Raw genomic sequence first — 20,979 nt, 5'->3', positions numbered from 1 at the left:
GTCAATGGTATTAGATTGTGAAGTATTTTGCGTGCTTGTTGAGAATAACAAGTGCGGAGGTAGACTGTTCTGGATGGAGTTGATCTCCATCTGTTAAGGAAACCCCAATACGCTCGGCGTCTAGCAGGGCTAGAATGGGGTGTTGATCTTCCAGTCGTGGGCAGGCCGGATACCCGAAGGAATAGCGAGAGCCGCGATATCCCTGCTGAAGCAGTTTTTCCATATCCCGCGCATCTTCCCCAGCAAAGCCGAGTTCTGCCCGGATACGCTTATGGGTGTATTCGGCCATGGCTTCGGCCATTTCAACAGAAAGACCGTGCAGATACAGATAATCCTGGTACCGGTTTTCTTCAAACCAATCACGGGCGATGTCGGATGCTTTCTGGCCGACAGTGACAACCTGCAGGCCGATAACATCACGTTCTGGCTCTGAGATATCGCGCACAAAGTCAGCAATACATTCACCATCGGCCTTTGGCTGGCGTGGGAGCGTAAAGCGGCAGGCTTCGGTTGTGCCGTCTTCTTCAAACAGCACCAGATCATTGCCATCCCCGGCAGCTTTCCAGTAGCCGTAAATAGCCTGCGGTTTGAGAATGTTTTCTTTGGCCGTCAGATCCAGCATCCGGCGCAGGATTGGGCGGAGTTCCTGCCGTGCCCATACCAGGAAATCATCCAGGGAGCGGCCTTGTTTACGGAAGCCCCACTGGAACTGATACAGCGCGCGTTCGTTCAGGAACGGCAGAACGGCTTCTGGCGTAGCTTCCAGAGCGCGAGAACCCCAGAATGGCGGAACCATGGGCGGTTCATCTGCTGTCAGGCGTTCACGCCGTGCGCGGGCCGCAGCAACATCAACGGGGCCAAAGCCGCGTGTTTCTGCTGTTTCTGGCGTGCGGGCGTTGGTGCGCGTGGCTTTGCCTTCGCGCCGTTTCTGGATGGCGGCCAGATAATCATCAAACTTATTCTGGCTGATCTGATCCATAAGTGTCAGACCATCAAAGGCATCACGCGCATAGGCTACACGGCCTGTAGGCGCATAGGCGGCAACGCAATCTTCTTCCACATAGTTACGGGTAAGAGCCGCACCGCCTAGCAAGACAGGTGTATCCAGCCCAGCGCGGGAAATTTCTTCCAGATTTTCGCGCATGATAACAGTGGATTTCACCAACAGGCCAGACATGCCAATGGCATCGGCCTTTTCCTTGCGTGCAGATTCAATCATGTCCTGCACAGGCACTTTGATGCCCAAATTGACAACGCGGTACCCATTGTTAGTGAGGATGATATCCACAAGGTTTTTGCCGATATCGTGCACATCCCCTTTAACCGTAGCCAGCACGATTGTGCCGCGCTGCTGGCCATCTATCCGCTCCATATGCGGTTCCAGATAGGCAACAGCGGCTTTCATGGTTTCGGCAGATTGCAGCACGAAAGGCAGTTGCATTTTGCCTGCACCAAACAGTTCTCCAACCACCTTCATGCCATCCAGCAGAACGGTGTTGATGATGTCCAGCGGGGCCATGTTTTGCATAGCTTCGTCAAGGTCTGCTTCCAGCCCTTTCCGATCCCCATCAACAATACGGTCTTTCAGGCGTTCTTCTGCTGTTTCTGCTCGTTTCCGCTGTACCGCATCTGCCGCCTTACGATCTGCAAACATGGCCAGAAGCGTTTGCAGTGGGTCGTAATCTTCTGTGCGGCGGTCGAAAATCAGGTCTTCCGCAACTTTTACCTCTTCGGGGGCGATCAGGTGCAGCGGGCGGATTTTGGAAACATGCACAATGGCGGCTGTCATGCCCGCCTTAACGGCATGGTCCAAATAGACTGAGTTCAACACCGCACGTGCAGCCGGATTTAGCCCGAACGAGATATTGGAAAGGCCGAGCACAATTTGAATATCCGGGAAGGCATCCCGAATCATTTTAATGCCCTCAAGTGTCCACTGCCCCAATTTGCGGTCATCTTCCGCACCGGTAGCGATGGTAAAGGTGAGGGGGTCAATCATCAGGTCAGACTGTGGCAGACCGTATTTTTCGCAGGCAAACTCTACAAGACGGCTGGCAATGCGCAGCTTGTCTTCCGGCTTGCGGGCCATGCCTTCTTCATCAATCGTCAGGGCAACAACAGCGGCACCAAACTTGCGGGCCAGCTCCATGCGGTCTGATGCAGGGCCTTCGCCATCTTCAAAGTTGATGGAGTTGATGATGGGTTTGCCGCCGTGCAGCTTGAGGGCAGCCTCAATAACCGGCGTTTCGGTGGAATCAATTACCAGAGGTGCGTTTACGGATGAGGTGAAGCGTTTGATCACTTCATCCATTTCTGCACGTTCGTTACGGCCTACAAAAGCTGTGCAGATATCCAGTGCGTTGGAGCCTTCACGAATCTGTTCACGCCCTACGGTTACACACCCATCCCAGTCATGTGCTTCCTGCAGTTCACGCCATTTTTTGGAGCCGTTGGCATTACAACGTTCCCCAATGGAGAAGTAGGCGTTTTCCTGCCGGAGGGGCACTTGAGAATAAAGGCTGGCAACAGAAGGCACCCATACAGATGTGCGCGGCACAGGGGCAGGGCGTAGGCGGCCTGTTCCTTCTGCGCGGCGGCGCAACATGGCATCTAGAGCTTCTGTATGCGGGGTGGAGGTCCCACAGCAGCCGCCAATCAGGTTCAGGCCATCTTCTGTAATAAAGCGCTCAACCCATGTGGCCATTTCTGCGGGTGTAAGGGGGTAATGGGTCTGGCCATTTACCAGTTCTGGCAAGCCCGCATTGGGCTGCACGGAAATTAGCCGTGGCCAGTTTTCAGACAGCCATTTCACATGCTCGGCCATTTCCTGCGGACCGGTGGCGCAGTTCAGGCCCATCAGATCCACATCAAGGCTATGAATAACGGTGGCTGCCGCAGCAATGTCCGGCCCTACCAGCAGGGTACCTGTGGTTTCTACGGTAACCTGCACAAAAATCGGGGTTTTGGTGCCCAGTTCTTTCCGTGCAATCTTTACGCCGTTTACAGCTGCCTTGATTTGAAGGGTATCTTGGCAGGTTTCAATCAGGATTGCGTCTACACCGCCTTCAATCAGGCCGCGGGCCTGCTCTGCCAGAGCTGCTTCAAGGCTATCGTAATCAATATTGCCCAGAGAGGGCAGTTTTGTGCCGGGGCCCATGGAGCCCAGAACATAGCGGGTGCGGCCATCGGCAAAGCTTTCTGCAGCTTCACGCGCCAATATGGCGGAGTTTTTGTTGATCTCACGCGTTCTGTCTGTCAGCCCAAATTCGCCCAGTGTGATGGGGGAGCCGCCAAACGTATTGGTTTCCACCATGTCTGCGCCAGCTTCAAAATAACCGCGGTGGATTTCACGGATAAGTTCCGGGCGTGAGAGCGTAAGAATTTCGGTGCAGTTTTCCTGCCCCCAGTAATCACGCTGGACATCTAGGTCCAGCATCTGGATACGTGAGCCCATGCCTCCATCACAAAGCAGAACCTGATCACGGAGGGCATCAAGAAGGGGCAGACGAGAAGACATGGCGACCATAAAATATAAAAGGAAAGGGAAGGGTGCTTTCCCAACACCGCAAAGCACAAGGCTTCACGTTATTCCAGAGAGCAGCTCATATGTCCACTAGCCTTATGGAACAGAGCGTAAAGCCGAGAGACGGGCGGATTACACTTCATATTTGTACATCAGTGCCGGATACGAAGCCTGATCAGCAAGAAGATGCACTTTTATTTGTTAATACAGAAATAACGCAAGAACAGAATGCAGAGTGGTGTCATGTTTGGCACTGGAATGGACAAGTAGGGCATCATGCTGCGCATTGTGTATGCTGTACCGGGCAAGGCAGCTTATCGGCATTTTTGCTGGCGCGCGCTCAGGAAAGCGTTTTAGGCCGCTGTGCACCTTATCAATCTGTGTGGATTATATGTTGCAAAAATGAAGCAGAACGCGTGCAGAACCGGTTGAAGAAAGAAGGATTTTTAAATTCTTTTTATAAATTTGCCGGTTAAAGTTAATTTTCTGCCTTTATTACTACTCAGTTTTCTTTACATATTTTGCAATAACCTACACAGAAAAACTTGGAGACTGTGTCTTCTCCTGTCATAACGGCGCATGTGCCGGGCAGGAACGTATCTGCTGTATTTGTGCGTTACGCTGTATTGTTAAGTTGGTTTAACCAAAAGGGTTGTGCGTGGACCAGACTGATCATGTGCCGGAACAGGCCGGTTCTCCTTCAGATACAGATCGCGGTCAGGGAGCTCCTGTTTCTGCGCCTGTCATCCGGTTAAAAGCTGTTGTCGCGGCTGCTAAATATCATGGTCTGGAACTGGACATCCGTGATTTTGCAGCGGAGCCAGGAGAGGATACGCCATCCCCTGCAACATTAGTGCGCTGGTTAGAAGATCAGGGTGCTGTCGCAAAGGCCGTGCGGATTAAGTGGCGTTATCTTGTCAAGATGACCAACTCTCCGCCGATTGTTCTGATGTTCCGGGACGGTTCCGCGGCGCTGATGGTGAATGCGACACCAGATCGTGGGGTCGTATGGTTGCAGGATCCGCTTAAAGGTGCAGCTGTAGCAGCTGTGCCGGTAGATGAACTGCGCCTCTCCCAGATATGGACTGGTGATATTCTTCTTATCAAGCGGCGTAAGGGGGAATCGGAAGCGGATGCTCCGGTCAGTCTCGGATGGCTGGCCCAAATGGTGCTGCGTGAAAAGCGCTCTTTGCGCGATATTGGTATCGCATCCATGACGCTGAGTGTGCTGCAGATTTTTCCACCACTTGTTGTTATGCAGGTGGTTGATAAAGTGGTGGGTTACCACTCCATATCAACGCTGATTTCAATTTCTGGGTTGTTATTTATATTTTCACTATACGAGGTACTTATCAGTTATGGGCGGCGTGAGCTGTCTATGGTGCTGACAACACGTATTGATTCTCGCATTTCGTTACATCTTTTTAGCCGCCTTGTGTCTTTACCGTTGGAATATTTTGAACGCCAGCAGGCAGGGAATGTGCTTGGGCGCGTGACAGCCATCTATAAAGTGCGAGATTTTCTGACCGGGCGGTTGATGAGCACTGCTCTGGATATGTTTACGCTCGTTGTTATTCTGCCTTTCCTTTTTATGCTCAGCTCAACGCTCGCTTGGATGACAGTTGCTTGTGCCGGTCTTATTGGGTTGGTCGTTGTGGTTGCCATGAACCCACTTGCCAAGCTCATGACACAACAACTTGCTGCAGATCGGAACAGAAGCGCTATCCTGTATGAAAGCGTGGCTGGTATCCGTACTCTGAAAACGCTTGCTTTGGAGCCTATTCGTAAACAGGCATGGGATGATGCCACAGCAGAGGTTATTCGCTGGAAACTTGCTGTAGGGCGTTTTTCAAACTGGGTCCAAACAATAGTCATGCCGCTTGATCTGTTTATCAGTCGCGGCATTATTTTGGTGGGTGCATATCTGGCGCTTGTGAGCCCTTCTTCCGTGGGAATGGGGGGGCTTGTTGCGTTCATGATGCTTGGGGCACGCGTTGCTTCTCCGTTGGTTGGTTTGGCAAGGCTCATGGATGACTTTAACGAAGTTATGGCATCACTAGGGGAAGCTTCATCGGTTCTAAATCAACCAACAGAAACGAAGGCACTTACGACTGGGATGCGCCCGCGTATTAAAGGGGCACTATCTTTCGAGGGCGTTAATTTTTCCTATCCTGGATCTACTCAGTTGGCTTTGAAAAACGTCAACTTCTCGGTGCCAGCGGGCACTATGCTGGGGCTTGTTGGGCGAAGCGGATCTGGTAAATCTACCATTACCCGTCTGTTGCAAGGGGTTAGCCGGTCCTACACAGGTTATCTTAAGCTGGATGGTGTTGATTTACGTGAAATCAATCTGACCCACTTGCGCCGGTCTTTTGGTGTGGTGTTGCAGGATAACTTCCTGTTCCGCGGTACCATTCGCGAAAATATTACGGCTGGCCGCCCCGGGCTTACGATTGATGATGTTGTGCATGCAGCCAGAATGGCCGGAGCCGAAGAATTTATTGAACGGATGCCTGCAGGTTATGAAACCTTCATTGAAGAAGGTTCAACCAACATTTCTGGTGGCCAGCGTCAGCGGCTTGCTATTGCACGTGCCGTCATTACTGATCCTAAACTGATGATTTTGGATGAAGCAACGTCTGCGCTGGATCCAGAAAGTGAGGCGTTGGTAAACGCCAATCTGGAGCGGATTGGTCAAGGCCGTACTATGGTCATTGTTTCGCACCGTCTCTCTTCTCTCGTGAACTGTGATCAGATTTGTGTGATGGATCAAGGGGAAGTGGCAGATATTGCACCCCATAATATTCTGCTTGAACGATGTGATATTTATCGGACACTTTGGATGCAGCAAAACCGGCATACAGAAGGACGCGCTTCTTCTGAAGGTGCATCTTTGATCGCGGAAGGGGAGTAGTTCCATGAGCGAACAGGATACACGGATCGTGCCTAATGGCGGCTCATCTGATGAAAATCAGCAGAACTCTGTAATGCCCGCTACAGATGATTTTCTTAAGCAAGCTGATGATCCTTACGCGCAAGGTGACACGCCCATTGCGCTTTTAGAGTTTCATTCTCCTACAGCGGCACTGGTCAATATGCCACCCACCCCCAGTGCGCAGTATATTGTGTGGGTTATTGGTGGGATGATACTGTTTTCTTTGGTAGGGATGACGGTCTTTCCGCTTGATCGTATTGTTTCCACTTCGGGTCGTTTAATTTCGAGTGAACCCTCGCTTGTGATCCAGCCTTTGGATACATCAATCATACGCTCGATTGATGTGCGGGAAGGAGATTTTGTTCATAAAGGCGATGTTTTAACGCATCTTGATCCTACGCAAACAGGCGCAGATAGTGACAATCTGAAAAGCCAGATGGATCAGTATCAAGCTGAAGTGGATCGCCTTACGGCAGAAGCTAACGGGCAGGATTATAAGCCTGATCTGGGCAATATAGCTGCGTTACCACAGGGTGAGGCCTATTTGCGGCGTATGGCGGAATTTAACGCTAAAGTTGAAAATTATAATAAACAGATTGCCAGTTTGCAGAGCGATTTGCAGGGATATGTTGCAAACGCAGCAATGTATGCTGCGCGCGCCAAAGTGGCCGGTGACGTTCATAAAATGCGCATGGAGCTCCAGAAGGATCAGGTCGGAAGTCGTCTGTCTACTCTAAGTGCTCAGAATGAGTTGATGGAAGTTGAACGTTCACAGATTTCAGCTCAGCAACAGGCAGCTTCTACACGGAATAAGTTGGCAGCTGCGGTTTCTGAAAAAGAAGGTTATATTCAAACTTGGAAGGCCGAAGTTTATAAAGATTTGATAACGGCACAGCATAAGCTGGCAGAAGCAAAGGGTGCTTATCAAAAAGCTATTTTACATAGCAGCATGGTGACACTGAAAGCTGATGAAGATGCAGTTGTCCTGAATATAGCTAAAATTTCCGTTGGGTCTGTTGTTACTCCGGCAGAAAAAATTATGACCCTTGTGCCTGTAGGGAAAGGGTTGGAAATTGAAACCGTTATGTCTGGGCAGGATGTTGGTTTTGTACGGCTTGGAGATAAGGCGCAGATAAAGTTTGCGACTTTTCCTTACCAGCAATATGGCGGTGCCGAAGCAACAGTTAAAACCATTAGTGCAGATTCATTTGTATCAGGTGGCAGTAGTGGGCCTAGTTCGGAAGATGTTACGCCAGACAATACTTCTAAGTCGTTTTATACTGTTCGCTTGCGGGTAGATAAATATACATTGCATGGTGTGCCTAATTTCTTCCATCCGCAGCCTGGTATGCCAGTTACGGCAGATATTCGCGTTGGTAAGCGTACAGTCATGCAATATATGTTGAATAGCTTTGTGCCGTTGATGACAAATGGGATGCGTGAACCCTGATTGGTAAAGGGTGTAATATAATACTCTGTTATATAGAGGGTTAAGAATTTGGTCTGGAAACTGTTTCAGAAAACGTTTGGTAGGTCGGGTAAAAATATTGAAACCCGCCTTGAACAGGCCAAAGCGCAACTCAAAGAACAACCAGCAGATGCCTTTGGCAAGCTGGCTGTTCTTGCGCGAGACGGAAGCGCAGAAGCCCAATTTTTAGTTGGGCAATGTTATCTTACGGCACAGGGGGCGCCACCAGACTTGGTGGAAGGAGCGCGCTGGGTACGTCGTGCGGGGCAGAATGGATGGGCTGAGGCTTCTTTTGTTCTGGCAACGCTATATTTGCACGGTTTGCCGCAAGAGATAGATGCAAATACTCCGAAATCTATTTTTGACGATCCAACAGAGCAAAGAAAGCGGGAACCAGATTTTGTTAAAGCAGCAGAGTGGGCCCGTCGTGCGGCAGAGGCGGGGTATGCTGATGGGCAGGCTCTGTATGGATATGTTTTAACGGCTGGCCCGGAAAGTATTCGCAATCCAGAACAGGCTTTGGAATGGTATCAGGCTGCCGCGTCTCAGGGGTGCGTACAAGGCCATTTAGGGCTTGGTCTTGCAGCGCTCGCAAAGGCGAAAACACAGGAAGATTATACCGCGGCTGCTGTAGAGCTCAAAAAAGCAGCTGATGGTGGTATGGGCACAGGCCTGTATCTTATGGGCGTTATGGCGGAGCGTGGTATAGGCGTTCCGCAAAATATTCCTGAATCTACATCCTATTTTGCAAAAGCGGCAGAAAAGAAAGTGCGTGGAGCACAAGCAAAATATGGCTTGGCCCTGCTTTCTGGCAAAGGTGTTGCGCGTGATGTGGTGCGAGGTGAAACGTGGTTAAGACGTGCAGCTTTGGCAGGGGATGCTGAAGCTGCAGCCATTCTGGGAGATATGCACGGGCGAGGTGGGGAGCTGCCGCCCAACTATGCAGAAGCGATTTCCTGGTATCGTTTTGCTTCGGATCAAGGGCACGCGGCATCTAGCCGCACTTTGGGCAATATTTATCTTAGTGGTGTGGGGGTTCCGAAAGATCCGCAGGCCGCAGCGCAGTGGTTTAAGATTGCTGCAGAGCAGGGAGATAAAGAAGCTACGGCTGAATTGGGCAATCTGGCCTTGGCTGGTATTGTACCCACAGTAGAGGCAGCGGAAGTTCTGGAATGTTATCGGAACGCTGCGGCACAGAATGATTTTCTGGCTGCCTTTAATGTTGGGGTTGCGCTTGCTCAAGGGATCGGTGCTCAAAAGGATGAGGAAGCAGCCCTTAAGTGGATACGTAAAGCAGCAGATAAAGTTGTGAATGCCCAGTATTGGTATGGGCGTATGCTGCTGGAAGGCCGGGGTGCAGAACGTAATCCGCAAGAAGGGCGGGAGTGGGTGGCAAAGGCCGCTGAATCCGGCATGACCGAAGCGCAGCTAGTCTATGGCCATTTGCTTATTACCGGAACAGGTGGTGCAAAAGATCATCCTCAAGCACTGCAATGGTACAAAAAAGCGGCTGAATCTGGCAATATAGATGCCATGTTTTCTATGGGTGCCATGTATGGTGGTGGCCATGATGTTCCGGCAGATTTGGTTTTGGCCCGCTCATGGTTTCAACAGGCGGCGGAGGGCGGTCATAGCCTCGCACAGTTGATGATGGGGCGTTATCTGGCCAATGGAATTGGCGGAGATAAGGATATTGAGGCCGCTCGGTCTTGGTATCGTAAAGCAGAAAAACAGAATGTTCTGCAGGCCAGTATCGAACTTTCCAAGATCGGAAATCAGGAAGTTACTCAAGCATCTTCCTAGAAAGGATCGTGCACTTTCCAAGATTCTGACATTGTATTTTGACGACATACTTAAAAGAGTAGGTGCACATCTATGGCAACCCTGAAGCAGTCTGAAAGTCAGCAGGCGGGGTTTGTCACAGAGGCAGATCGAACAGTATATGAACAATATGCAAGTGCTGCGGCACAAGAATCTTTCAGGCAGGGAAATGCTGCTTGGCAGGCTGGTTCTTATGCTCTTGCATGGAATTGGTTAGAAAGAGCCAATAGGCAGGCGCGTGATAACCCGCATGTTATGTTTGCACTGGTTTTGGCGCGTCAGGCGGTAGGGCATCATGACGCTGCTATTGAGCTTTTAGAACAGCTTTTAGAAAAATTTGATTTTCGTGAGGGCTGGAGCCTGCTGGCAACGTTACAGCAGGCGCATGGCGTGGGGTATCAGGCCTTACGTGCTCTTCGGTATTTGCTCACAGATTATGCTTGCACCCCAGATGTAGAAAAGCAGGCGACAATTATTGCGCGTTTAAATGGTGTTGCTGGCTGGTATGGAGTGCAGGGGAATGGCCAAATTGTAGGGGTGGGCCTGCCAGAAAAAGGTTTGCAACTGGTTGTCGATGGTCAGTTAAAGAAAGCAGTGCGTAAGAAGGGAGCATGGTTTTGCCCTTCAGGTTGGCAAAAGGCCCATACGCTTTGCATAGTATCTGCACAGAACAATATTTTTCCAAATGAAGGTGTGTGTCCACAAAAGATTATTCAGTGTGAAGGGTTAGTAGATGTGGGAGAGGAAGGGCTAACGGGCTGGGCCTGGTTACCCCGTGATTCCGATAATGCACCTGTTTTGAATGTTTTGGCTGCGCAGACAGGAAAGAAAATTCTAACACTTTGCGCAGAAAATTTTTGTGATTCTGTTAGTTCAAAACAACCATTAGCGCGATATAGAGCGTTCACTGTTCCATTTTCTGCATTACCAGAAGGTCCGGTGAGAGTAATCGGGCCAGATGGGAAAGATCTGCCAGGTAGCCCAATAGATGCAGATATGCTGTGTTTGGCAGCTAATCAGATTGCACACTACGTGGCAGATCAGAGTAAAGGCAAAGAACGATCTCGCATACGCGTATCTATTCCAAAAATTATGCCTCTTCCTGTTGTAGAAGAAGGAAGAGCACAGCCAAAAGTTTCAGATCATAAAGTTGAAGTTGCGGTTGTTATTCCGGTTTTTAAAAATGCTGCGCGTACTTTGGCCTGTTTGCGTAGTGTGCAAGCAAGTTTGAAACCCAAGGCAGGTGCGCACGTTTTGGTGGTGAATGATGCATCCCCGGAGCCAGATTTGATAACTTCTGTTGTGAGTTTTTGTCAGCAGGCGGGTTTCCATTATCTAGAAAGAGCACAGAATGGTGGGTTCCCATGTGCAGTGAATGAGGCGCTACGCCATCTTACAGCGCATGACGTTGTGTTGCTGAATAGCGATACGTTGGTACCAGAAGGGTGGCTGGAAGCGTTGCGGAAGGTTGCCTATCTAGAACCGGATACAGGTACAGTTACCCCTTTTTCCAATGATGCCAGTATTTTTTCCTATCCAGATAAAAATGGTGCAAACCCGGTACCAGATCTGGAAGAAACAATTATGTTTATGCAAATGGCACAGGCCGCCAATGTAGGCCGTACCGTAGAAGTGCCTACTGCTCACGGCTTTTGTATGTATATCCGGCATGATTGTTTGCAGCAAACAGGGTTGTTGCGTGAAGATGTATTTGCGCAAGGTTATGGTGAAGAAAACGATTTTTGTATGCGTGCCCGTGCCCTTGGGTGGAAACACGTAGCTGCCCCTGGTGTTTTTGTGGCGCATGTGGGGAGCGGATCGTTTGGGGAAAGTGGCAACCCCTTAATGCAACGAAACCAAAAACTTTTGGAACGACTGCATCCTGGCTACCACGATTACGTTGCACAATGGATTAAAGCAGACCCTCTTTTTTTGGAACGCAGGCGTCTTGATCTGGTTCGGTTCAGAAGTGATAGGGCAGAAGATTTTTCAGATCAGGCCGTTTTATTGGTGACACATGCCGTTGGCGGAGGCGTAGAAAAGGTTGTGCAGGAGCGTGTTGCCTTTTGGCGTAAGCATAAAATACGCCCGCTGATCTTACGTCCATCTGAGCAAGGATGTGTGCTGGAAGATGGAACGGGTGAGGAAAAATATCCTTCCCTATGTTTTACATTTTCTAAAGATATGGTGCTTCTTCTGCGTCTTTTGCGTGCAGAAGGCGTTGGGCGGATTGAGTTCCATCAAATTACAGGACATGATCAGCGTGTGATGGATCTGCCGGCACGTTTGAAATGTGACTATGATGTATTTGTGCATGATTACATCTGGTTTTGTCCTCGCATTTCATTGATGGGGTTGAAAAATCGTTATTGCGGTGAACCTGATGAGGCAACGTGCGAAGTTTGCGTTACTGTAATGGGACGCCGCGTGGATAACACGCTTAGCGTTGCCGCCTATCGTAAAGCGGCACATATCTTTTTAAAGAAGGCAAAGCAGGTTTTTGTGCCATCGCACGATACTGAGCGGAGAATGCAAAAATATTTTTCTGATGTTCAGTTTTCGGTAAAAAAATTAGAAAACGATCGTTTTTTTAAAAAAACATTTCAGTTCCCAGAACCAAAGAACCGCAAAACGGCACAAGCAAGTGCATTTTTGGCGCAGGGTTCTAGGCGCGATGTTTCTCGTATTCGGGTATGTGTTGTTGGTGGAATAGGGTTTGAAAAAGGTTATGATATTTTGTTTGAGGCAGCAGTAGATGCTGTTTTGCGCAATTTACCGTTAGAGTTTGTGCTTGTAGGCCATACACGCGATGATGCGAAATTGTTAAAAATAGGACGCATTTTTGTAACCGGTCAGTTTCAAAAACAGGAAGCTGTTTCCTTAATTCATTCAGTAGATGCGGATATTGCTTTCCTGCCATCTGTATGGCCGGAAACATGGTGTTTTGCTTTGGGAGATATCTGGAAGGCCGGATTACATGCTGTTGCGTTTGATCTGGGGGCTCCGGCAGAGCGCATCCGTTCCACAGGTTTGGGGAGTGTGGTGCCGTTTGGTATTTCCATACAGGAGTTGAATGAAAAATTATTGGAAAAGGGTAAGGAAATGGCAAAAAAAAGAAAGCTTTCCCTTACTTAACTCTTTCTTTACTTGCCGGTGTTTTTTTGTTTTACAGTTTAGCTGAAAATTTAGGACGGAAGAGGTTTTATGTCTCAGGCAAACCAGCAGCGGATTACTGATCTGAAAGTCACAGGTCATCTGATGACACTCCAGACCGGTCTGTTCTGTATCAGCCATGCAGCAGGGCAGCAGCCACCAACTGCTGCCGGGTTGCCCGGAGTGCGCATTTCTCTTCCTCCTGTTTCTGCTCCGGGCAATGTTCAGATTGTAACGTTTGAGCAAGACGGTTGGTTGGGTGGCAGAAACAATGCTGCTTTAGTGCGTGTGCGCCGTGGCCCAGCGCAGGTGATGATCACCATTTATCAGGAAATGAACACGCGGCATGATGCGCCACGTTTGCAGGTGATTCAGCTGAGTGCAGAATCTGATCCGCTGCCGGTTCCTGTACCTGCTGCGGTGCCTGTGACATCTGAGGCTGCTACTCCTAAAGAAGCTCCGCCGACAGAAGCTCCTGTGGTCCAGAAGCCTGAAATTGGTGCCCATATTCAGCGGCGTGGTGATGTTACCGGTATGCTGGGTGAGTGGATGGGTGTGCCCGGTAGTCAGGCATGGATTGAAGGTTTTGGTATCGCACCAGCGCATCTTATTCAGTCGGATGATATTGAGTATCAGGCTGTTCTGGGTAAGGGATGGCTTTCTCCGTGGGTAGAAGGTGGCCAGTATTGCGGTAGCCGTGGCATGGCTCTGCCTATTTTGGGTTTGTGTGTGCGTCTGAAAGGTGCAGCCGCTAAAAAATTCATTTGCCGTGTTACAGCCAGCTTTACCGATGGCACCAAAATCGGGCCGGTTGAGAATGGTGAACCTGTAGAAGCTGATAGTCTTGCACCGTTGGAAGCGTTCCTTGTTGAAATCCTTCCGCGAGATGCAGACAGTAAAGCCAAGCGTGGTGGACGCAAACGGAAGCAGAATGCTGCAGAGGATCTGGCGGCCCTGCTAGAAGAAGAGATAGACGAGCTGGAAGCAGAAGTTCTGGAAGAGGCCGCAGAGCTTCTTGAAGAAACAGAGCTTGAAGACGAAATAGAAGAAGTTATCGAAGAGGAAATTCCGGTTAAACCGGTAAGGCGCACAGCTAAATCTCAGCCTCGTCGTGCTTCTTCTTCTGCCCAGCAGGCTATAAAAAGCCAAAAACGACAGGGCGCGGCGGAGCGCGCGGGCGTAAGCCTGCCCGCCGTTAAGATATTCAGGGACAGGTCTGGTTGAAATACCGGGCCTGTTTTTATTTGTGATCTGAGCAGCACGCAGGTGCAGGTTTGAAATACCTTTTTATCCATCAAAATTTTCCCGGCCAGTACCTGCACATTGTGCGCCATCTGGTGCAAAACGATGAAAACGAAGTTGTTTTCATTAGTGAAGATAACCAGAATGCCATTAAAGGTGTGCGCCGTGTAAGGTATCGTATGCCCCGAGGTGCTGCCGCGCAGGCCCATTTGGCCGTGCGTGAGCTAGATATGGGCATGGTACGGGCTAATGAGGTTGAAAAGGCCGCGCGTACCTTAAAAAATCTGGGATTCCAGCCTGATATTATTATCGGCCATCATGGGTGGGGAGAGCTTCTGAATATTCAGGATGTTTATCCCGATGTGCCTGTATTGGGGTATTTCGAGTTCTATTATCATACAGAACCCGGGTTTGATGTAGGCTTCGATCCAGAATTCCCGCTTCAGCCCCAAATGTTGCCAATTGTGCGGGCTAAGAACGCCATTAACTTGCTGGCTCTTACAGGCCCTGGCTATGGCCAGACGCCTACGGATTTCCAGAAAAGCGCTTATCCTGCATGGGCCGCAGACAAAATTACCGTGCTGCGCGAAGGCGTAGACTTGGAAATCTGCAAGCCAGATCCGAAACTTGCAAAGAAGATTTTCAAACTGGGTGACATCAAAATCTCACCTAAAAACAAACTGATTACCTATGTCTCGCGCGATTTAGAGCCCTATCGCGGCTTCCATGTGTTTATGCGTGCGCTTCCTCGGATTTTGGAAGAGGAACCCAACGCACACGTTATTATGGTTGGGGGGGATGGAGTCAGCTACGGGGCACCATTGGCATCTGGTTGCTGGCGGGAGAAAATGCTTCAGGAACTGGAAGGTCAACTGGATCTGAGCCGTGTGCACTTTGCCGGTAAAGTTGATTATCAGGATTTTCTACGTCTTCTGCAGCGTTCAGATGCTCATGTTTATCTCACTTATCCTTTTGTAGCTTCGTGGTCTTTGCGTGAGGCAATGGCAATGGGGTGCGCTATTGTTGGAAGCGCCACAGCCCCCGTGCAGGAATTTCTGACAGATCAGGAAACGGCTGTGCTGGTACCGTTTACGGAGCCAGACAAAATTGCCGATGGTGTGTTGGAAGTACTTTATAATAAACCGCTGGCAACCCGTTTGCGCCGCACAGTAAGAGAAAAAGCTGAGCAGACTCTTTGTATCAAGTCATATCTGGCAGAGTATGAAGCGCTGATTGCCCGTTTGGTTGCGAAGCACAAACCGGAAGCGGAATTGTCTTCTCAGGAAAACGCGGAAGAAGTTAAACAACTGGCAAAATCTGTGAAAAAGCCAGCGTCACGCCGTGTTGCCAGTAAAACAGTTGCTGCGCGTACCCCGCGCACCGCTAAAAAAGCGGTATCCACTACTGCAACCACAAAATCCCGTCCTACGGCACAGAAAGTGGCTGCAAAGCCGCGTAAAACTGCATCCGTTAAGAGGCGAAGTTAAAAGCTTTGCCCGATATAATTACCCGGAAAGTGCGGGAATGGTTATATCGGGTCGCTTTTTACTGTGTGGGTGGAATGGAAAGATTAACTTGATCTGCCAGCTGAATAACCAGCTTACGCATTAAAGATGCTGTATCCGCATCTGTAGAAACAGATCCTGTGGCCGTGAGGTGCGCACGGTTGCGAATGAGCGGTTTTTTAGGATCCCGCGGGATAACGGCCCAGTTTGCGTCCAAAACTGCCTGACCATCTACATTCACATCAAAGCGTGAAACGTTAATCTGAACGCGCATATTGGCTGCATCTGCCAATGGCTGGTCTGTAATCAGTTCATTGGGGTGGGATGATGCAATTTCGTTGGTCACTAAATCTGTAATGCCGAGAGAAAGCCGTGTTGCCCAGCGCGAACGCGGGCTACGAATGACCTCTTCTCCCTGCCGGGTGATCATGTCCTGACTATCCAGATAATCAGGCAATACCGTGCGGCTGATTTCTATTGTAGTCAAACGGGCGGAAAGATGCGGCTGTTGAACATCCCGGTCGCCCGGCATCCCAAGTGTGTACAGCCGAAGAGGGGGGGAGGCACAACCTGCAAGCAGGGTACATGCCCCCAGAAAAGCCAGAGCAATACGGCGTGGAGGAAACATCATGGACGGCGTCCCATCAGCAGAAGTTGCGGGTTACGTTCCACATCGCTGGCGAAGCCACGTAGCGAGGCTGCTGCTGCAGCAATATCTCGCAGGGAGGCATCCAGATTTGCTCGGTCGATAGAACGTGGTGAAAGGATATCCTGCAAGGAATCCAGAGTTTTTGTAGCAGAGGCCAATGTTGCGTGCAGATCCTTGCCACGGGCATCAAGCTGCGTATTGCCGGTATCCATCAGCTTGTCCATTTTCAACAGTGTCACATCCAGCTTGGCCTGTAGATCCTTAATGGCATCTGTTGCGGCCTGTACTGTCTCATGGGAACGATCAGCCGTTTCCTTCACGCTGGAAATCAGCGGCGGCAGGTCCTCACGCAAATGATCGCTCAAGGAGGTAATGGAAAGCAGGGCCAGATCAGCATGATGGCTGATATCCTTGATGGGAATCTGGCCAATGGTGTCTTTCAGCTTTTCCATAGTGGAAAGACGGACAGGAATTTCCGGCAGGTTGGTAATGCGTGGATGCAGAACAGGCGTAACGGATTTATCAAAATCCAGCTCGATGTTGGACTGCCCTGTTACAAAGCTTTGCAGGTTCAGTTCGGCACGCAAACCATTGCTGATCATTTCCTGAATGCTGACTTTGGTGCCTCCCGGCACGTCTTTCACCACATGGATCTGGTCTGGCTCTAGCGTGAGCACAACAGGAATGTAAGCTTTACGGTCCTGCGGATCAAAGCGCAGGGTAATGCTTTTAACCGTTCCCACCTTAACGCCGCGGAAATTTACGGGGGCACCCACAGACAGGCCGGTGATGGAGTTTTGGAACACAACGGCAGCTTCACGCGAGGGGGTGAAGAAGCGCATGTGCCCAAAAGCCATGATAATGAACAGGCCCAGCAAGCCGCCAAGGATCACAAACGCGCCGATCAGAGTTTTCCGGTTTGTGCTTTGAGACATGCCGTTCAGCCTTCTGTCTTGTCTGCGGAGGGAATAGAGGCAGATCGGTTCATAAACGCCGTTACCTCAGGAATCTTGCAGGTGTCGTGCAATGCGCGCGGTGAACCATGCGCAATAGGTGTGTGTGTTTTGGCATCTAAAAAGATGCCATCGTCTGCAATGGCGAACAGGCTGGGCAGTTCGTGGCTGACAATCATAATGGTTGCCCCCAGCCCATCCCGTAATGTCAGAATCAGATCATCCAACCGGGCAGATGTAATGGGGTCTAGCCCTGCGGAGGGTTCATCAAAAAACAGAATATCGGGTTCCAGGGCTATGGCACGCGCCAGGCCTGCACGTTTGCACATGCCACCGGATATTTCGGAGGGGAACAGATCAATCGCCTGTTCCATACCCACAAACCCGAGCTTGAGTTCCACCAGACGCCGAATGGTGTCGGGTTTAAGCGAAGTGAACATTTCCAAAGGTAGGGCGACGTTTTCTCCTACCGTCATGGAGCTCCACAAGGCACCGCTCTGAAACAGCACACCGTATCGGTGATTGATATCCGTGCGGCGGGCATCAGATTGCGCCCAGTAATCTTCTCCATCTACCAAAATTTGCCCAGCGGTGGGGCGCAGCAGCCCGATCATGCTTTTAAGCAGCGTGCTTTTGCCGCAGCCTGAACCGCCCATAATGGCAAAGATAGAACCGCGCTTTAGATCAAAGGAAACATTTTTCTGAATGATCTTGGGGCCGAACGATAACTGCAAATCGCGGACGGAAATAAGGGTTTCAGCGTCAGACATCATCAGATTCCAAGCGCGTTGGCTATCACGGCAAAAATGGCATCCATGGCAATAATGCCTACAATACCAATCACCACGGCGCGTGTGGCGGCAACACCAACATCAGCGGCACTGCGGCCGGCTTTCAGGCCCACACGGCAGGCAGCCAGAGCAATGAAGCTGGCAAAAAAGAAGGATTTGATAAACCCGAAGATAAATTCCTTCAGCTCAACGCCATCAAAAGTGGAAATCCAGTAGCCGATGGGGGAAACGTCCATCATGCTCATGGATACGGCAAAGCCGCCAAAGATCGCAATAATGGTGCCGTACAGATAAAGTAGCGGCATCATCAGCGCCAGAGACACAATGGATGGCAGCAGAATGTAGCTGGAGATAGGGATGCCAAATACCTGTAGGGCATCAATTTCTTCGTTGCCCAGCATGGTGGAAATGCGGGCTGCATAAGCGCCACCGGTCCGGCCCGCCATGATAATGGCTGTCATGATGGCAGAAATTTCACGCGCACAGGCAATGCCAACCAAATCTGTAACGTAAATTTCTGCAGCAAATTTCCGCAGTTCAACCAAGCCGACAAAAGCCAGAATGGCACCGACAAGAAAGTTGACGATGCCAACAATCAGCAAGGCATCAGGGCCAGCATTCCAGATATCCAGCAACAGGTCTTTCATGCGCATGGCACTTTTGCCACGTACAGCCTGTGCGGCACCTTTAGCTGTCTCTAATGCCAGCTCACTTACTGTGCCGGTTTCAGCCAATCCATTAAGAGTTGCGTCACCTACCTGTGCAAAAATGCCTCCGTTGTTGCGTGGTGGTTGTGCGGGCTCAGCAGGTGCATCGGGTAAAAGGGCCAAAAGCCTTTGCGCGGGCGCAGGAAGGTTTTGCGCGTCAAAGTGAAGCTGTGCCTTGCTGGCTGCTTGTTTGACATCCCACAGGAAAGCAACAAAGGCTGAATCCCAGTTTTTTAAACCGGTTGTATCGATGTGGAGAATATGGCCAGGTTCAACAGGTAGTTTATCTTGTGGAAAAGGTGTTGTTCCGCCAGCCTGAACTGTCCAAGCCCCTTCAATACTCAAGCATACGCCATCTGCCGTGTTCTGAAGAGACCACGAAGGTGTATCGGCAGCCTTGTTAAGACCGGAAGGGGGAGATTGATCAGCCATAATTTGGTGGCGACATTACGGCACAGGCAAGCCTATGACCAGCCCCTTTGGCACACACATGCTAGAAGTGGTAAACCTTGGGTTTACCTTGGTTTAAGAGCAATAACTTGGCTGACAGTCCTTTTTGACAGGCCAGCATTGCGCCTGATGGCAACATTGCATGGCATGGTGGCCTTCGGCTACATGCTGCGCCAGATGGAGTATGCGCTCCATAATTATTAGGTCTTGATACAAACGCAAAAACCTTCTGGCTGAGCCGTTCATGGCTGCTGCATGGTATTTGATGAATCGCATACGGGAGTTTTCATGCGACGCAGACGTGGGCGGCCCCTTAACGGCTGGCTGATAGTAGACAAGCCTTCCGGCATGACATCAACGCAGGTGGTGGGGCGTGCCAAGAGGCTGTTTGATGCGCAAAAGGTAGGGCACGGCGGCACATTGGATCCGTTGGCAACAGGGTTGCTGCCTTTGGCTTTTGGTGCGGCCACCAAAACTGTGCCTTATGTTATGGATGGCACCAAGGTGTACCGCTTTACCCTTAAGATGGGTGAGGCGCGTGATAGCGATGATGCCGATGGCAATGTTATTGGTACATCTGATGTGCGCCCTTCAGATGAAGAACTGCGTGCCGCCTTGCCGGCGCTTACAGGCGATATCATGCAGGTGCCGCCCGTTTTTTCTGCCTTGAAAGTGGGGGGAGAGCGTTCTTACGATATGGCGCGAGAAGGCCGTCCGCCAGAATTGCCGCCACGGCCTGCACGGGTGGATCGGTTTGAGCTGATTGAACGGCCAGATCGGGATACCGCGGTGTTTGAGGTCGAATCCGGCAAAGGTGTTTACATGCGTGCGCTGGCGCGTGATGTGGCTCTGGCATGCGGAACTGTGGGCCATATTACCGTGCTGCGCCGCCTGCGCGTGGGGCCTTTTACAGAAGCCGATGCAATTGTGCTGGACAAAATCACCCCAAACGACGACAACGCCCATGCTTCACCGGAACTTCTGTGTCCGGTCTCGACCGCGCTGGCCGACATCCCGGCGCTGGCCTTGACACAGGATGAAGCAGTTCTGCTACGGCACGGGCAAGCTCTCGGCCTTGTTGATCTGATGGGGCGTATCCCACAGACCGCCGAGGATGGGGGCGTTGTGCGTGTTATGGACGGTGAGCACGTGCTGGGTATTGGCCGTCTGGAAGACGGATGGCTGAAGCCGGTACGGATTCTCTAAAACCTGATATGTTTTTTGATGGAGACATGTGATGTCGATTACTGCTGAACGTCGCACGCAAGTTATTGCTGAATACCAGACTGCACCGGGTGATACGGGCTCCCCGGAAGTGCAGGTGGCGATCCTGACCGAACGGATTAACAACCTGACCGAACATCTGAAGACCCACGCGAAGGACTTCCATTCCCGCCGTGGTCTGCTGATTCTCGTTGGTCGTCGCCGCAGCATGCTGGACTACCTGAAGGGCAAGAGCCAGACGCGTTATGAAACGCTGATTGGCCGCCTGGGCCTGCGCCGCTAAAACCGGCTTAACGGGCGGGAAGAGGGATTGTGCATACATGATCTCTCTTCCCGTTCGGGATTTTCGCTGGCACTTGTTTGTTGGCGTTACCATATTGGATACAGCCACAGGTTTTACATCAGGGCGTTTCGTGCCCGGTAAGCCACGGCGTTTCCGACCACATGGCGCCTGGGAGGTTTGTTCCGCCAGTCACCATGCCGTCCGAGGCGCTGTCCGCCCAGCCGGTCTGTCCTGTTGTTCTGTGGCTCTGAAGTGAAATAAAAACAGAGGCTTAC

Annotated in this window: 14 protein-coding genes; 9 read left to right on the top strand and 5 right to left on the bottom strand. The window is 50.7% G+C overall.

The genetic code is table 11. From position 1 onward, the window contains the following. Positions 1–10: 10 nt before the first annotated feature. Positions 11–3,517 carry a methionine synthase gene (gene metH, locus ABNV41_RS09930; RefSeq protein WP_050818618.1) on the bottom strand — a complete coding sequence of 1,169 codons (3,507 nt, stop codon included), beginning with the start codon at positions 3,515–3,517 and terminating at the stop codon, positions 11–13. 32 nt (positions 3,518–3,549) lie between these two features. Here metH and ABNV41_RS09925 point away from each other — a divergent pair, with 32 nt between their 5' ends. The 7 genes from ABNV41_RS09925 (at position 3,550) to ABNV41_RS09895 (ending at position 15,629) form a co-directional block, all read left to right on the top strand. Continuing rightward, complete coding sequence (locus ABNV41_RS09925) at positions 3,550–3,999, top strand: hypothetical protein (protein WP_349934642.1); 450 nt, start codon at positions 3,550–3,552, stop codon at positions 3,997–3,999. Positions 4,000–4,181: 182 nt separating this feature from the next. Further along, positions 4,182–6,437: a peptidase domain-containing ABC transporter gene (locus ABNV41_RS09920; protein ID WP_050818617.1), complete on the top strand. Its 2,256-nt coding sequence runs from the start codon at positions 4,182–4,184 to the stop codon at positions 6,435–6,437. Between the two features lie 4 nt (positions 6,438–6,441). Next, the gene (locus tag ABNV41_RS09915) at positions 6,442–7,908 is read left to right on the top strand and encodes an HlyD family type I secretion periplasmic adaptor subunit (protein WP_050818616.1); all 1,467 of its coding nucleotides are present in this window, start codon (positions 6,442–6,444) and stop codon (positions 7,906–7,908) included. 48 nt (positions 7,909–7,956) lie between these two features. Then, a complete protein-coding gene (locus tag ABNV41_RS09910) occupies positions 7,957–9,729 on the top strand; it encodes an SEL1-like repeat protein (protein WP_050818615.1) in 1,773 nt (590 codons plus the stop codon). 72 nt (positions 9,730–9,801) lie between these two features. Next, positions 9,802–12,882 (top strand): glycosyltransferase, encoded by a 3,081-nt coding sequence (locus tag ABNV41_RS09905; protein WP_050818614.1) that lies wholly within the window; start codon positions 9,802–9,804, stop codon positions 12,880–12,882. Between the two features lie 69 nt (positions 12,883–12,951). Further along, positions 12,952–14,124: a hypothetical protein gene (locus ABNV41_RS09900; protein ID WP_408871348.1), complete on the top strand. Its 1,173-nt coding sequence runs from the start codon at positions 12,952–12,954 to the stop codon at positions 14,122–14,124. Positions 14,125–14,174: 50 nt separating this feature from the next. Then, positions 14,175–15,629: a glycosyltransferase gene (locus ABNV41_RS09895; protein WP_349934641.1), complete on the top strand. Its 1,455-nt coding sequence runs from the start codon at positions 14,175–14,177 to the stop codon at positions 15,627–15,629. 58 nt (positions 15,630–15,687) lie between these two features. On the opposite strand, the gene ABNV41_RS09890 is transcribed toward ABNV41_RS09895, so the two are convergent. The 4 genes from ABNV41_RS09890 to ABNV41_RS09875 are packed head-to-tail and all read right to left on the bottom strand — an operon-like array spanning position 15,688 to position 19,179. Continuing rightward, positions 15,688–16,275 (bottom strand): membrane integrity-associated transporter subunit PqiC, encoded by a 588-nt coding sequence (locus tag ABNV41_RS09890; RefSeq protein ID WP_196332624.1) that lies wholly within the window; start codon positions 16,273–16,275, stop codon positions 15,688–15,690. Next, on the bottom strand, positions 16,275–17,231 hold the full coding sequence (locus ABNV41_RS09885; protein WP_003630154.1) for an MlaD family protein: 957 nt from the start codon (positions 17,229–17,231) through the stop codon (positions 16,275–16,277). Before ABNV41_RS09885 ends, ABNV41_RS09890 begins: the two co-directional genes overlap by 1 nt. Before the next feature lie 5 nt (positions 17,232–17,236). Continuing rightward, positions 17,237–18,022, bottom strand: a complete 786-nt coding sequence (locus ABNV41_RS09880; protein ID WP_050818610.1) for an ABC transporter ATP-binding protein — start codon at positions 18,020–18,022, stop codon at positions 17,237–17,239. Then, positions 18,022–19,179, bottom strand: a complete 1,158-nt coding sequence (locus tag ABNV41_RS09875) for an ABC transporter permease (RefSeq protein WP_050818609.1) — start codon at positions 19,177–19,179, stop codon at positions 18,022–18,024. The genes ABNV41_RS09880 and ABNV41_RS09875 overlap by 1 nt, the downstream gene beginning before the upstream one ends. Before the next feature lie 306 nt (positions 19,180–19,485). On the opposite strand from ABNV41_RS09875, the gene truB reads away from it, so the two are divergent. Beyond that, positions 19,486–20,403, top strand: coding sequence for a tRNA pseudouridine(55) synthase TruB (truB, locus tag ABNV41_RS09870; protein WP_349934638.1), 918 nt, complete (start codon positions 19,486–19,488; stop codon positions 20,401–20,403). 31 nt (positions 20,404–20,434) lie between these two features. Continuing rightward, positions 20,435–20,704 (top strand): 30S ribosomal protein S15, encoded by a 270-nt coding sequence (rpsO, locus tag ABNV41_RS09865; protein WP_014457520.1) that lies wholly within the window; start codon positions 20,435–20,437, stop codon positions 20,702–20,704. The last annotated feature ends 275 nt before the right edge of the window (positions 20,705–20,979 follow it).

The sequence above is a fragment of the Acetobacter sp. A11-2 genome (genome assembly GCF_040208445.1).
Taxonomy (GTDB): domain Bacteria; phylum Pseudomonadota; class Alphaproteobacteria; order Acetobacterales; family Acetobacteraceae; genus Acetobacter; species Acetobacter oryzoeni.
The sequence above is the reverse complement of the archived record's forward strand: the minus strand, read 5'-3'. Positions and strand labels throughout refer to the sequence as shown.

Excerpts from the sequence above, each read along its gene's own strand:
- metH (WP_050818618.1), bottom strand. The coding sequence starts at position 3,517 with ATGTCTTCTCGTCTGCCCCTTCTTGATGCCCTCCGTGATCAGGTTCTG.
- ABNV41_RS09915 (WP_050818616.1), top strand. The coding sequence starts at position 6,442 with ATGAGCGAACAGGATACACGGATCGTGCCTAATGGCGGCTCATCTGAT.
- ABNV41_RS09905 (WP_050818614.1), top strand. The coding sequence starts at position 9,802 with ATGGCAACCCTGAAGCAGTCTGAAAGTCAGCAGGCGGGGTTTGTCACA.
- ABNV41_RS09900 (WP_408871348.1), top strand. The coding sequence starts at position 12,952 with ATGTCTCAGGCAAACCAGCAGCGGATTACTGATCTGAAAGTCACAGGT.
- ABNV41_RS09890 (WP_196332624.1), bottom strand. The coding sequence starts at position 16,275 with ATGTTTCCTCCACGCCGTATTGCTCTGGCTTTTCTGGGGGCATGTACC.
- ABNV41_RS09885 (WP_003630154.1), bottom strand. The coding sequence starts at position 17,231 with ATGTCTCAAAGCACAAACCGGAAAACTCTGATCGGCGCGTTTGTGATC.
- ABNV41_RS09880 (WP_050818610.1), bottom strand. The coding sequence starts at position 18,022 with ATGATGTCTGACGCTGAAACCCTTATTTCCGTCCGCGATTTGCAGTTA.
- ABNV41_RS09875 (WP_050818609.1), bottom strand. The coding sequence starts at position 19,179 with ATGGCTGATCAATCTCCCCCTTCCGGTCTTAACAAGGCTGCCGATACA.
- truB (WP_349934638.1), top strand. The coding sequence starts at position 19,486 with ATGCGACGCAGACGTGGGCGGCCCCTTAACGGCTGGCTGATAGTAGAC.
- rpsO (WP_014457520.1), top strand. The coding sequence starts at position 20,435 with ATGTCGATTACTGCTGAACGTCGCACGCAAGTTATTGCTGAATACCAG.